Below are 12,826 nucleotides of genomic sequence, written 5' to 3'. Positions count from 1 at the left end.
CTGTTATCACGACGGAAGGAGCGCGGACCGTGCGCATCGCTCTAGGCCAGCTGGCGTCCGGAACGGACATCACTGGCAATCTCGCGGCCATCGCAGGCTTTGCCCGGCAAGCCGCTGAGGGCGGCGCCCGGATCCTGATCCTGCCGGAGTACGCCACGTACGAGAAGAAGGTACTGGACGCCTCCTTCCCGGAGGTAGCCGAGCCGCTGGACGGGCCGGTCTGCTCCGAATTGTCGCGCATTGCCCAGGCGCATGGCATCGCTCTCGTCGCCGGTGTGGTCGAAACCAGCGACGAGAGCGGCCGCGCCTACAACACGCTGGTGGCCTTCGGGCCGGACGGCAGACGGCTGGCCGTGTACCGGAAAATCCACCTCTTCGATGCGCAGGGCTACGCCGAGTCCACCTTCATCAAGCCGGCGCCTTTAGTGGAGCCGACGTTCTTCGATTTCGACGGCGTCCGGTTTGGCCTGATGACCTGCTACGACCTGCGGTTCCCGGAGCTGGCAAGATCATTGTCCGACGCCGGCGCTGAGGTCCTGCTCACCTGCGCCGCCTGGGTTCCCGGCAAGCATAAGACCAACCAGTGGCGCTCGCTCACCGCCGCCCGCGCAATAGAGAACGGCGTCTACTTGGCCGGAGCGTGCCAGGCTCCGCCCGTCTCCATTGGGCACAGCGTGCTGCTGGACCCCATGGGTGCCGTCATCGAGGAGCTCGGTGTGGATCCCGCACTGATCGTCGCGGACATCCCGCTGGATGCCGTCACGAGCGTCCGGAACGAATTTCCCGTGTCCCGCCAGCGGCGCCTCCTGCCGCAGCACAAAAGCCGCGCAGGATAACCGGCTCAAACTAGACAGTCACTGCCCGGGCTTCCACCGCCAGCCGCGTGTCTTCGAGCATCAGGTCGGCATTGATCATGGCGCCCGTATTGACGCCCGCGGCTGCGGCCACAATCACCTGGGCCGACAGGTTGGTGACGTTGCCGGCGACGTAGACGCCCGGCACGGACGTGGCCCCGGTCGGCTCGGACGGAACGAAGGTTCCCATCACGAAGTCGCCGAAATTCTGCTCCGCTGTTTCCAGTCCCAGATCGTCAAGGAAGCCAACCCGCGCATCCATCCGGGTCGCGACCGCAACCGCCTGCCGGGCAAAGACTTCCCCGCTTGCCAGCCGGACACCTGCCAGCACGTCCGACTCCGTCTCCACCGCGGCGACCTCGCCGGTAACCACCGTGATACCGCGTGCCTCCAACTGCTCCGCCTGCTCGGGCGAAGGCGCCTCGGCGGTGTGCAGGAATAGTGTCACGTCATCGGTCCACTGGTGCCACAGCAGCGCTTGGTGCATGGCCAACCCGATGTTCACAGCGATGACCCCGATGGCTTGGTCGCGGACTTCCCAGCCATGGCAGTACGGGCAGTGCACTATGTCGCGTCCCCACCGATCCGCGAGACCCTCGATGGCAGGCAGACCATCAACCAAACCTGTCGTTACCAGGAGACGCCGGCTCCGCACGGAACGTCCGCCGCCGATCCCCACCCGGAATCCGCCGCCGTTCTCCTTGTGCGCGGTGGTCACCGTTCCCGAGACAATCTCCGCACCGTAGCCGAGAACTTCTTCGCGGCCAATGGCGTACAGCTCGCCCGGCGGAGTACCCTCGCGGCCAAGGTAGTTGTGCACGTGGCCGGCCGGGGCGTTCCGCGCCTCGCCCGAATCGATGATCAGCACCGAGCGGCGAGCGCGGGCCAGCGTCAGCGCGGCACCCAGCCCCGCAGCACCCCCGCCCACAATAACGACGTCGTACAGCTCCTTGGCTGGCACAGTTTCCATTGTTTCAGTCATGTCTTTGTCCTCCATGTTCAAGCCGTCCCGCCGGTCCTGGAGATCCGGCGGTTTCTTAAGTGTTCGCCCTGGGGACGAAAAGTGGCAAGTAAGTTTGCTGGAATGGCAAAATGGAGTCCATGAACGAAGACTTGGGCTCAATGCTCGACGCCGTTGGCCCGCGGCTGAAGTCCCTGCGTCAGGAAAGGGAGACCACGCTGTCTGACCTGTCGGCGGCAACCGGCATCTCCGTCAGCACGCTGTCCCGGCTCGAGTCCGGGCAGCGGCGGCCCACGCTGGAGTTGTTGCTGCCGCTGGCGCAGACCTACGCGGTGCCGATCGACGAATTGGTCGGGGCCCCGCCGACCGGTGATCCGCGGGTCCATCTTCGCCCCATCAAACATCACGGCGCCACGGTCTTGCCGCTCACCCAGCGGCCGGGCGGACTGCAGGCGTACAAGTACATCCTGCCCGCCGTCGACCACCCGGCCGAGCCCGATCCGCGGTCGCACGAGGGTTACGAGTGGCTCTACATTTTGAGCGGGCGGCTGCGCCTGGTGCTGGGCGACAAGGAACTGGTACTGGTACCCGGCGAGGCAGCTGAGTTCGATACCCGGCTCCCCCATTGGACGGGCAACGCGGATAAAGAACCTGTCGAGTTCCTCGCGCTCTTCGGACCGCAGGGAGAACGGGCGCATCTTCGGGCCCGCCCCAAGCACGCCACTTAACCGGCGTCGGGGTCTTCCTCGATGAGGTCGGGGCCGTTGTTGCGGACGCTGTTGACCTTGCTGCTGACGCGGCGCGGGACCAGATGCGGTTCCGGAATGGCGTCGAGCAGTCCCTGCACCTCCGCCTTGTCCGTCAGCTGCGGGTTCAGCCAATCCTCCTGCAGGTCCCGCGGCACAATAAGCGGCGTCCGGTCGTGGATGTGTCCGAGGGCGTCTGCGGCAGCGGTGGTGATGATGGTGCAGGACATCAGCCACTTTTCCGGATGGTCCTCAGGCAGGGCCGGATCAGGCCACCATTCGTAGAGGCCAGCGAACGCGATCAGCGGCTCCGATTCGGAGAACAGGTACGTGGGGATTTTCCCGCCGTCGTCCTTCTTCTCCCATTCGTAGTAGCCGGCGGCCGGGACCAACGCCCTGCGCTTGACGGCGGCCTTGCGGAACGACGGCTTCTCGGTGACCGTCTCCATCCGCGCGTTGATCAGCTTGGCACCGGATTTCGGGTCCTTGGCCCACACGGGAACCAAACCCCATTTCGCCGTGGCGAGCCGCCGGGACAACTCGCCGTCGTGGTTCAGCCGCTCGGTCACGATCCGCACCCCATCGGTCGGTGCGACGTTCCACGACGGCGGCACATCGTCCCCCACCGTCTCGTCGGTCCGGAACGAGGCAACCAGGTCAGCCGTGGCCTTGGCCATTACGTAGCGTCCGCACATGCGTCCATTGTGCCGCAACGCAGCTCACTTCAGGAGCCAGCGGCGTACCGCCAGAAGTCCCGCATGATCACAGGGGCGGCGGGTCCGGTCATTTCCACTTGGCTCAGCAGTATCGTCACGGCGCCAGTGGACGGCGTGACGTGCGCAGCGGTTCCCGTACCGCCGATCCAGCCGTAGCGTCCGGGCACGTTCCATGGATCCCTGGCTTCAACGTCCACTGAGCCGCCGAACCCCCAGCCTTGGCCCTCCAGGAACAGCCTGCCCTTTGCACGGCGATTTCACCGGCTCACCCTTGACCCTGGAGCAGGCTCTGGCAACGCTTGGCTTGTCCCAATCACTCGCACGAGGAGAAACCAGTGAGCAATTTCGCCAGAAGTCCCCGCAGATTACTCGGCGCCATTGGCGCAGCGACGATGCTGTGCACGATGGTTACGGCTGTCCCGGCTGGAGCCGCTCCGGGAGAATCAAGCGCGCCAGGCGCGGGTACCTGCAAGACCTCCGATGATCCCCAGTTCAGCGGATGGACCACTTATGAAGAGCTCGGTCCACGGCTCGAGCGCATTGAAAAGAACAGCAGCGGCCGTGTAGAAGTCGAAGTGGTAGGCCAATCTGCGCTCGGCCGTGACCTCTACACGGCCCGGGTCGGAACGGGTGACCGAGTGCTGCTCGTCCAAAGCGCCATCCACGGCAATGAACGGACGGGCACCGAGGCTCTCCTGGGGATCCTCCAGAAGCTGGGCTCCAGCAACGATGCGGAAACCCGGCGAGCACTCGAAGGCGTCACGTTGGTCGCAATGCCAATGGTGAATCCCGACGGCGGCGAACTTAACCGCCGCACGAACGTCATGTCATGGGACGACGTCGAAAACCTGTATCCGCAACTCGAGGGATCGCAGCCAGCTTGGTACCACCGTCCGAGCAACGGCGGGATCAACCTGCCCGGCTTCGACCTGAACCGCGATTTCAACGCGAACCTGGACTACGTGCCTCAGCCAGGCGATCTCCCGGGGCTGCAGGAGGATGCAGGATTCTTCCTCGCGCCGGAGTCCCGGACCATCAGGGATGTTTACGTAGACCTGCAAGAAGAATTCGGCGAGGTGGACGCCGTCGTCGATCTGCACCATATGGGACCGTGCGACCAGCAGACGGGAGGCGACCAGGACAGCAAGCACATTTCCGTCGCTCTGGACTACCCGCCGCTGGGTGTCAACGACGGCGCCGCCTATCAGGAGGACTGGCCGCTACTCGACCAGGACAAGTCCCGCCGGTATGCGCTGGCAGTAGCCGATGGGATCAAGGACAGCTACGGCTCGCAGTCTCCTCTTGCCGCCGTCGGACGTTATTTCCATCCGGCGGAGCGGGAGTATGCGGGGCAGGGCCGCTCCGCATTTGCGCTGAACGGCTCGGCGACCGTGCTTTTCGAAGTGCGGGGCCAGTCCGACGACTTCGGCCAAAAGATGAAGGGCATGCTTGTCCAGACCGTCCAGACCGGGCTGGAGTCGCTGGTTGATTCAATGGCCACCGGGGAAGTTGATTCGCTCGACGGCGACGACTTCTTCGACTACCCCGACTACGGCTGGGACCAGACGGCGGACTGAGTACAAGCTTCGCTGAACTCGAGAGGAGCCACCGTCTATTCGGCGGTGGCTCCTGCTATCTTCGCCCCCGGGCGTCCCTCAGGCAGGCAGTGCTTTTACCGCTCACCGGCTTCGCTCAGATCGACGACCTCTTTCGTGGTCTCAGGGCCCCTCCCGTCCATCCAGAGCACGATGTCCAGCACGCGGAGTAGCGACAGGTGCGGCTTCCCTGCGCGCTCTCGAATGGTTTCCAGACGCTCCTTAAGGCCGCCGCCGTCGCGCTTTTCTTGAAACGCTTCAAACCACTGGTTCCACTGGCCGGAGCTGTTCTTCATGCCCGTTTGCTTTCCGACGACCGAGTCGTAGATGGGAATTAAGTGAGGCCTCTTGCGTGCCATGATCTTGCTGGCTGTTGTTTGTCCGACGCCCCATGGAACCCCACCGTTGTTCTGGCGCAGCGTATCCCAGATCTTCTGCCCAGGGCCGTCGGGGCCAAGGAGGTTCGTGTGTGAGGCACCGTCCAGATCCTCGAACTTGGCGTCCGTCGGCAATTGGTCCCACAGCGGCTCAAGCTCTCCTGCGAGTCCGTTGAGTATGCCCAACGCGGCCTGCCCCGGCACGTGTACGGCAAGCATCGCAACAGCGATCAGATCGTCAGCCGTCACAGCATTCGGAGAAGTGAGATCACCGCCGTTTGCAAGCGTCTCGAACCGCGAGCCCGTGAACTTCGGGCGTCCGTTGTCCCAAGTAGAAAAGTAGTGCTTGACATATGTAGCCGCATGATCAATCGACACATTGAACAGAGCCTTGTACGGCATCGTTCCCCCTTTGAATTTGAGCGCCGGCATCAACGTCGCCGGCTTCATCAAGCTATCGCTAAAACCGGCTCGAGGAATGAGATCAGGCTCATTCGCCGCCGAGCCGACCTAGATAGGACAAGACGGCCGAGCAACCATTGCCGCTTGTCAGCGCCGGGCATAGACTCCCCCTGTTGCCATCTCCACACCACCGATAGGAGAACCGCTATGCCCAAGCCCGATATCGCCCCCGGAGCACCGTGCTGGATCGATCTGATGACCTCGGACCCGGAAAAGGCCAAGAACTTCTACACCGAACTGTTCGGCTGGACCTATGAGGCCGGCGATGAGGAGAAGTACGGCGGCTACATCATGGCCTCCAAGAACGGCCAGTCCGTCGCCGGCCTAATGAAAAACGATGGCCAGTCCGGCTACCCGGATGTCTGGACCACCTACCTGCGCGTGGATGACATCGACGCCACCACCCAGGCCGCGGCCAGCAGTGGCGGCCAGATCCTCATGCCGCCGATGGAGGTTCCCGAGCAGGGCAGAATGGCGATGATCAGCGACGCCGGAGGGGCCGCCGTCGGCGTTTGGGAATTCGGCGGCCATACCGGCTTCCAGCTCGCTGCTGAACCGGGATCGCCGGCCTGGCACGAAATCTTCACGCGCGACTACCCCTCCACAGTGAAGTTCTATCAGGACGTGTTCGGCTGGGACACGGACGTCTTGAGCGACACCGACGAGTTCAAGTACACAACCCTCGGCGCGGGCGAGAACGCCAAGGCCGGCATCATGGACGTCAGCTCGTTCCTGCCCGAAAGCATCCCTGCCCATTGGCGCATCTACTTCGCCGTCGAAAACACCGACGCCGCAATCGAGAAGACAACCGCACTCGGCGGCCAGGTCGTCCAACCGGCAGAAGACACCCCCTTCGGCCGCGTTGCCACCCTGACCGATCCCACCGGTGCCATGTTCCTCATCGTCCAGGAACTGCCGCAGCAGTAGCGCTCAAGACCGAAGCAGCCGGGCACCGTATCCCGTCAAACAACGACGGCGGGGGCTCGCCTTGGTGCGCCCCGCCGTCGTCGTTTGGAATCACTCGCCTAAAGCCTGCTTTCTCTTGCGCGGACCCCCTCGATCACTTCATCGCGCTCGTACGAGTTGGGCAGGCCAGAGCCGGTTGTGATCAGCTGCCGCAGGCTCCCGTTGATGTACTCGCCCCACGCGTCCGAACAGACGTCGAAGCATTCGTGCGCGGGCAGCAGGCCCTCGTGGGTGAAGCTCAGCTGCGTGCGGCCGTCCCGTTCGAAGAGCTCAAAGTTGACCGTCGTCCCGGTCCATTCTTCCTTGTCGTGGATGAAGCTGAGATAGCTGTCCAGGACCAGCCAGGAGACCTTCTTCGCTGGGACCAGCTCGGTGATCCTGAATTTTGAGTAGTGGATGTCCTGGACGCGGTAGGTGAATTCGTCGCCGAGAGTCTCGGTTCCTCCTTCAATTTCTCCTGACCACCAACCGCGCACATTGGTTATTGCGCGGAAGGCTTCCTCGGGAGTCCGGTCGACCGAAAAGGTCTTAGTGAGGCTGTTCATGATGGCTTCCAATCATCTTCGCGCCGACCATGAGTTGCGCCAACGGATCGACGCGCTACTTGTGTGATGCAAGTCATGCTACTCCGTGGCGCTTTCATCATGCAAGCACTCTGGTTATGATCTTTATATGCTCGGCAAAATGTATGAATCCCAGGTTTGTTCCATCGCCCGCGCCCTTGAGGTGGTGGGTGAACGCTGGAGCTTGTTGATCGTCCGCGATGCACTCTTTGCAGGGGTGACCCGCTTCAACGATTTCCAGCACAACCTGGGCATCGCGACCAATGTCCTCCAGTCCCGCCTCGATGCCTTTCTCGCGGCTGGCATCATGGAGCGACGTCAGGTCTCCGAGCAGCCGGCGCAGCACGAATACCTGCTGACCGCCAAGGGCCGCGACCTTGCCCCTGCATTGATCGCACTCACGCAATGGGGAGACCGCTGGGCAGCTCCCGGAGAGCCACCTATCCTCTACGACCACTCGGCATGCGGCGAGGAGGTCAGGCAGGCAACTGTATGTGCCAAATGCGGACCGATAGATCCCGCCGAGGTGAAGGTGCGGATCGGGCCAGGAATGCCAGCCGAGTACCTCAAGAACCGACGGCCCCGGCGACCAGCCTGAGCCAGCGGGAGCCGAAATTCCTGCCGGGCAGACGGTCGGGGTGCGCTCACTCCGGCCGCCAAGTGACCGGGAGTTGTTTGGGGCCGTAGATGATCGTGCTGTCCACCCGTTCCAGGGGCGGCGCCGGCAGCACGGTGAGTCCGGGCAGGCGGGAGAGCACGGCCTGCAGCGCGATCTTGGCCTCAAGCCGGGCCAGCGGTGCGCCGAGACAAAAGTGGACCCCCTGTCCGAAGGCGAGGTGGTGGAATGGTGGGCGGTCGACGTCGAACTCTTCCGCCCGTTCGAACTGCCGCGGGTCGCGGTTGGCCGAACCGATCCAGGCGATGAGCAAGGAACCGGCCGGAATGCGCTGGTCCCCCAGCGTGGCATCGGCGACAGTTGCCCGATACATAGCCTGCACCGGGGAGCGGTACCGCAGCACCTCCTCGATCGCGTGCGGCAGCAGTTCCGGTTCGGCCAGCAACCGCTCGACAGTGCCGGGATGCTCGGTGAAGGTCAGCACTGCGTTGCCGATCAGATTGGTAGTCGTTTCGTTGCCGGCCACCAGGAGCAGGGCGCAGAAGCCCAGCAGTTCGGGGACGGTCAGTTGCTGCCCGTCGATCTCCGCAGCCAGCAATGCGCTGATCAGGTCGTGTCCCGGGGTTCGCCGTCGCTGTTCGATCATGTTCAGGAAATACTCGACCAGCTCACCGAAGAGCGCATGGTCGGCTTCGCCGTCGCCGCCCGTGGTCTGGCTGACGATGGAATCGGACCAGACCTTGAAACGGTCGCGGTCTTCGGGCGGTATGCCCATCAGTTCGGCGATCACGATCACCGGCAGCGGATAGGCGAGTTCCTGGACTAAGTCGGCCGTTCCTGCCGAGGCGAACTGGTCCAGCAGTTCCCCAGTAATGCCCGTGATGCGCGGGCCCAGCGCCTCAACCGCCCTCGGCGTGAACGCCTGGCTGACCAGCGAGCGCAACTGCCGGTGCCGCGGCGGGTCGGTGTTGATCAGGCTGGCCGCGAACAGCTGGCCCGTCTCCGACTGATCACCGGGCGGCATCTGGGAGGAAAACGTGGCGTGCTCGGACAGGACGCGGTGAACGTCGTCGTACTTGAAAACGTGCCAGATGCCGGTTTGCTCATCATGGAAAACCGGCGCGGTTTCCCGCATCGCTTCGTAGTGGGGGTAGGGATTCATCGACTGTTCAAGGGCCCGAACGTGCTCCATGGCTGGCCTTCCTGCTCAGCCCGGCAATCTTTCGGCCTGCTCCCGGCCGAAGCGCCAGGACGGACCGGCTTTCCGGCCCGATGAGGCCTGATCTTATACCCGCTGCCGCTTCGGTTCCATCAAAAATCTGCCTCCCAGACTTGGAGAGGGCCTGTCCCGGAGGCCTACGGCGGCAGCTGAAGTTCCGGCCTGGTTTTCGCCACTTCTGCGAGCACCAGGGCAACCGCTTCGCGAACCACTTCGCCCTCCGTGCCGGCGTCTTGGGACTGTTCGAGCAGGATCTTCGCGCGCCGGGCGAACCTGTCCCAGTCCCCTCCTCCTTTCCGAAGGGCTCGCAGCGGCGAGAGCACGACGGCGCGACGCAGCCACACGTCGTCGTCCTCCGCCCAGCGGTCCAACACCGCATCCGCACGGATACGTAGCGGTGCATCCAGCCCCTCGATCATGGGGCCGATGACGTCCACGGCCAACGGATCGACCAGGGCACGCAATCGCGCCGAGCGCACAAAACCCTCCAGACGTGTGAGGTCGGAATTGTCCAGCAGGCGGAGGTTGGATTGCAGCAGAACGACGGCGGCAAGGCGGCGCTCAAACACAGGCACCGCCCACAGTTCGGAGCTCAGCGCCGTGATCTCGTCGTGCGACAGCTTGGGGTAACGCCTTCCGGCGTCGCGAATGGTCCCGCGCACCGCCCCGACCGATGCTCCGTAGTAACTCAGGCCGTTGCCCATCTGCGCTTCCCACGCCTCGGCCCGTTCCCACGATGATTCGCGCTGGAGAGCAGCGTCCACGAACTCACCGGCGTCACTCACTCAAGCGCCCTCCTGCCGAGTTGTAGATCCATCATTTGCCGGACCCGTACTCCGTTTACAGGCCACCAATAGAGTAGGCGTATGAAGACCCTCGGCATCGATCTTGCCGCAGATCCGAAGAAAACCGCTGCGGCCGTCCTCGACTGGGTACCGGATGCCGCACGGCTGACCCATCTGCAGCTCGGCGTCACCGACGAGAACGTTGTCGACCTCTTCACGAGCGCCGATGCCACGGGAGTTGATTGCCCTGTCGGCTGGCCGCAAGCACTGTTGCCTTTCCTCACGGGCCACCTGCATCGTAACGCGGGTGCCGTGCTCCAGCACGACGGAATTGCCGGCCGCCGTCTCCTCGCTTACCGGGACTGCGACCGGTTCGTCACGAGCATCACCGGCCTGATTCCGCTGAGCGTTTCGGCGGATCGGCTGGCCCATCCAGCCATGCGCTGCGCGGTCATTCAGGCCAAAATTGCCAAGGAATACGGCTACCAACCTCTTGATGGATCGGGCCGGCTCATGGAAATATATCCGGCCGCCTCCCTCAAGTTATGGAACATCGAAGCGCGGAAGTACAAGGGTAAGGGAAGGCCCGAATCAGAGGTCCGCCACCTCATTCTGAAACAGCTGGAAGAAATGGCGCCGTGGCTCAAGCTCGGACCGCATCGGGATGCCTTGGTTGGGTCAGACGACCTGCTGGATTCTCTCATCGCATCTCTGACAACCCGCGCCGCCCTCATGGGAGCAACACTGCTGCCGGGCGACGAACATCTCGAAGCAGCCCGCCACGAAGGCTGGATCCATCTTCCCAGCAGCCCGCTCGGAGATCTGCTGGCCAACTGAAACGGGGCAATCCGACGCAAAGCATGTGGATGTGCAAACCGTTAGCGGAACGGAACCATTTTCCGCCGAAACCGTCGGCGCTCGTTGTTACGATCAGCAGCGGACCATCGTCCCACCTCTCGCACGACTCAACGGAGCCTTTCCATGACCGACTTTCCCGCATACAACCCTGCCCAGAATCAGAACCCACCACTTAGACCGGAAGCGCCGGCGCCCTTTATGGCCAACATGCAGAAGACGGTTAAGGCAAAGAAAGCCAAAACGTTCAACGCCGACGCCTACCGCGCCGCAGTCTGGCTGGTCGTCGCTGTCCTGGCGATCATTGTGTGGTTCGCGGCTCCACAGGGCGGCTCGGCTGCCGACTGGTCGTCGAGCATTTCCGCGGCCGAAACCAACAAGATCATCAACGATGGCTCCACCGAAGGTGCACCGCAACAGCAAGTCGTTAACGGCTGGTTTGTCGCGGACACGATTCCGGTCCTGTCCGAACAGACCGCCGCATTGCACACTTCCCTCAACTCCGGACGCATCCCATCATTGATGCTTCTCTTCGTCCTCGGATTCTGTGCCGACGTCGCCGGCCGTTCAATTGCTGCTGCGCGCACAGGGCGAACTGCTGAAGGCAGAGCAACACAGCCGCGGAGTTTCGAGGCAGAGGCAGCAGTTCCGCCGGCGCCGGCAGTCTAAGGGCGGTTCTCCACACTTAATCCAGAGTTCGGCAGCAAAAATACGACGGCGAGCGCCACCCAAGTGGGCCCTCGCCGTCGTCGTTCGCCCTCCTTAGTTACTCGAACGGTCAGGTCTGGTTGTCCGGCACGTCGACGACGTGGTTTACGAAGATATGATGGATCTACGGAATCGACGGAATGGGGTCGCCATGACCATCGAAGACTCGATCGCCAGGGAACTCGGAATCGACCGCACCGAGGCGGCTGCCTTGACGCCTTCGCTGCTGCACCTTGTCGGCGAGCAACTGCGTGCCGTCCGGGCGCTGCAGGAAAGTCTGGAGCGTTTGACCTCAACGGTGAGCCCAGAGCAGGCTGCACGCAGTCAAGCAACCGAGAACATATGGAGACTGATCGCGCAGGAGTTCGGGTTGCTGACTGGACGTGAAGTCGCCGCCCGGCTCGGCTCGCGCGCCAAAAACGCCGGCGGCTTCGCCAGCGACTTGCGCAGGCGCGGTGAGCTGATGGCCGTCAAGCGCCGCAACGCCTATCTCTACCCCGGGTATCAGTTTAATGCCGAGGGCCGGGTGCGGCCGCTGATGAAGCGCCTCGCCGCACTCGCCCATGAACTCGATGTCGATGAGGAAACCGTCCTGCTGTGGATGCGAGCGCCGAGCACGTGGTTTGAAGACGAGTCACGGCCGGTGGACAACCTGAACAACGACGACGCCGTGTGCCGCGCCTTTGAAGATCACTTCGGGATCAATTGGTGATCACGACCCCCGACGGGCGGCAGACCGAACCGCTCGTCGAGGTCCTCCCCGCCGGCACAACCATCTACCGGGTGCACGACACAAAGCTGGCTGCCACCGAATTCAATCCGGGCTATGGTCGGTCCCGTTTCGCATTCTTCGGCGATCCTCCGGTTCCCGCCCTCTCCGCAGCCGAGACCGAGGCGGCTGCTGTGGCAGAGACACTGCTCCACGACATACCTGTATCGGGCGGCGAAATTGAACTCCGCTTGGTCCAGCGGAAGGTCCTGTCCCCACTGCTTGTCCGGCGGGAACTGCGCCTGGCCGCGTTGCTGGGGGACGGTTTCCGCCGTCTGGGTGTGGAGCGGACGGAGCTGACCGTAACTCCCGCGGCCCGCTACGGCGACACGGTCCGGTGGGCGGAGGCCCTGCACGCCGGTGGCGTGGACGGGCTTGTGTGGATGAGTAACCGGCACGATACCTCGCGCGCCTATATTCTCTTCGGTGATCGCGTCGCCGGCAGCGATCTGGCGCCGCGAGAGGATGGCAAACGCGCGTTCGCCTTCCCGGACCAGCTCGATTGGCTCACCCGGCGGTTCCAAGCTCTCGGCGTCAACATCGTCGGAAATCCCGCGCCTTAGCGGACGCGCACCAATCGGTACGCATCCGCCGTCGTCGTTGTCGTCGTCGTCGAACTTTGACTCGGCTAGGC

Annotated in this window: 16 protein-coding genes; 9 read left to right on the top strand and 7 right to left on the bottom strand. The window is 63.5% G+C overall.

Annotation, left to right across the window (positions count from 1 at the left end; genetic code table 11):
* Positions 1-29 precede the first annotated feature (29 nt).
* Positions 30-836, top strand: a complete 807-nt coding sequence (locus tag HGO92_RS05785; protein ID WP_169992730.1) for a nitrilase-related carbon-nitrogen hydrolase — start codon at positions 30-32, stop codon at positions 834-836.
* A gap of 10 nt (positions 837-846) precedes the next feature.
* On the opposite strand, the gene HGO92_RS05780 is transcribed toward HGO92_RS05785, so the two are convergent.
* Complete coding sequence (locus HGO92_RS05780) at positions 847-1,836, bottom strand: NAD(P)/FAD-dependent oxidoreductase (RefSeq protein WP_240974425.1); 990 nt, start codon at positions 1,834-1,836, stop codon at positions 847-849.
* A 119-nt stretch (positions 1,837-1,955) separates the two neighbouring features.
* Between HGO92_RS05780 and HGO92_RS05775 the strand changes: the two genes are divergently transcribed.
* Positions 1,956-2,543, top strand: a complete 588-nt coding sequence (locus HGO92_RS05775; protein ID WP_169992728.1) for a helix-turn-helix domain-containing protein — start codon at positions 1,956-1,958, stop codon at positions 2,541-2,543.
* Here the strand turns inward: HGO92_RS05775 and HGO92_RS05770 are convergent.
* On the bottom strand, positions 2,540-3,256 hold the full coding sequence (locus HGO92_RS05770) for an SOS response-associated peptidase (RefSeq protein WP_169992726.1): 717 nt from the start codon (positions 3,254-3,256) through the stop codon (positions 2,540-2,542). The genes HGO92_RS05775 and HGO92_RS05770 overlap by 4 nt on opposite strands.
* Before the next feature lie 29 nt (positions 3,257-3,285).
* Complete coding sequence (locus HGO92_RS05765) at positions 3,286-3,474, bottom strand: hypothetical protein (protein ID WP_205834192.1); 189 nt, start codon at positions 3,472-3,474, stop codon at positions 3,286-3,288.
* A 138-nt stretch (positions 3,475-3,612) separates the two neighbouring features.
* On the opposite strand from HGO92_RS05765, the gene HGO92_RS05760 reads away from it, so the two are divergent.
* Positions 3,613-4,854: a M14 family zinc carboxypeptidase gene (locus tag HGO92_RS05760; RefSeq protein WP_346768866.1), complete on the top strand. Its 1,242-nt coding sequence runs from the start codon at positions 3,613-3,615 to the stop codon at positions 4,852-4,854.
* A gap of 95 nt (positions 4,855-4,949) precedes the next feature.
* Here HGO92_RS05760 and HGO92_RS05755 read toward each other — a convergent pair whose 3' ends face one another.
* On the bottom strand, positions 4,950-5,699 hold the full coding sequence (locus HGO92_RS05755; RefSeq protein ID WP_169992724.1) for a DUF6308 family protein: 750 nt from the start codon (positions 5,697-5,699) through the stop codon (positions 4,950-4,952).
* A 159-nt stretch (positions 5,700-5,858) separates the two neighbouring features.
* Between HGO92_RS05755 and HGO92_RS05750 the strand changes: the two genes are divergently transcribed.
* Positions 5,859-6,638, top strand: coding sequence for a VOC family protein (locus HGO92_RS05750; protein ID WP_169992722.1), 780 nt, complete (start codon positions 5,859-5,861; stop codon positions 6,636-6,638).
* Between the two features lie 98 nt (positions 6,639-6,736).
* Here HGO92_RS05750 and HGO92_RS05745 read toward each other — a convergent pair whose 3' ends face one another.
* Positions 6,737-7,222, bottom strand: coding sequence for an SRPBCC family protein (locus tag HGO92_RS05745; RefSeq protein ID WP_169992720.1), 486 nt, complete (start codon positions 7,220-7,222; stop codon positions 6,737-6,739).
* A gap of 127 nt (positions 7,223-7,349) precedes the next feature.
* Between HGO92_RS05745 and HGO92_RS05740 the strand changes: the two genes are divergently transcribed.
* The gene (locus HGO92_RS05740; RefSeq protein ID WP_169992718.1) at positions 7,350-7,838 is read left to right on the top strand and encodes a winged helix-turn-helix transcriptional regulator; all 489 of its coding nucleotides are present in this window, start codon (positions 7,350-7,352) and stop codon (positions 7,836-7,838) included.
* A 46-nt stretch (positions 7,839-7,884) separates the two neighbouring features.
* Here HGO92_RS05740 and HGO92_RS05735 read toward each other — a convergent pair whose 3' ends face one another.
* Entirely contained in the window at positions 7,885-9,048 is a 1,164-nt protein-coding gene (locus HGO92_RS05735; protein ID WP_169992715.1) for a cytochrome P450, read from the bottom strand.
* Between the two features lie 164 nt (positions 9,049-9,212).
* Complete coding sequence (locus tag HGO92_RS05730) at positions 9,213-9,860, bottom strand: DNA alkylation repair protein (RefSeq protein ID WP_169992713.1); 648 nt, start codon at positions 9,858-9,860, stop codon at positions 9,213-9,215.
* An 81-nt stretch (positions 9,861-9,941) separates the two neighbouring features.
* On the opposite strand from HGO92_RS05730, the gene HGO92_RS05725 reads away from it, so the two are divergent.
* From HGO92_RS05725 to HGO92_RS05710, 4 genes are all read left to right on the top strand, one after another.
* Entirely contained in the window at positions 9,942-10,697 is a 756-nt protein-coding gene (locus HGO92_RS05725; protein WP_169992711.1) for a DUF429 domain-containing protein, read from the top strand.
* A gap of 144 nt (positions 10,698-10,841) precedes the next feature.
* A complete protein-coding gene (locus HGO92_RS05720) occupies positions 10,842-11,384 on the top strand; it encodes a hypothetical protein (RefSeq protein ID WP_169992709.1) in 543 nt (180 codons plus the stop codon).
* A gap of 190 nt (positions 11,385-11,574) precedes the next feature.
* A complete protein-coding gene (locus HGO92_RS05715) occupies positions 11,575-12,135 on the top strand; it encodes a hypothetical protein (RefSeq protein WP_169992707.1) in 561 nt (186 codons plus the stop codon).
* The gene (locus HGO92_RS05710; protein ID WP_169992705.1) at positions 12,132-12,755 is read left to right on the top strand and encodes an RES domain-containing protein; all 624 of its coding nucleotides are present in this window, start codon (positions 12,132-12,134) and stop codon (positions 12,753-12,755) included. The genes HGO92_RS05715 and HGO92_RS05710 overlap by 4 nt, the downstream gene beginning before the upstream one ends.
* The last annotated feature ends 71 nt before the right edge of the window (positions 12,756-12,826 follow it).

The organism is Crystallibacter degradans (genome assembly GCF_012952295.1).
Classification (GTDB): domain Bacteria; phylum Actinomycetota; class Actinomycetes; order Actinomycetales; family Micrococcaceae; genus Crystallibacter; species Crystallibacter degradans.
The sequence above is the reverse complement of the archived record's forward strand: the minus strand, read 5'-3'. Positions and strand labels throughout refer to the sequence as shown.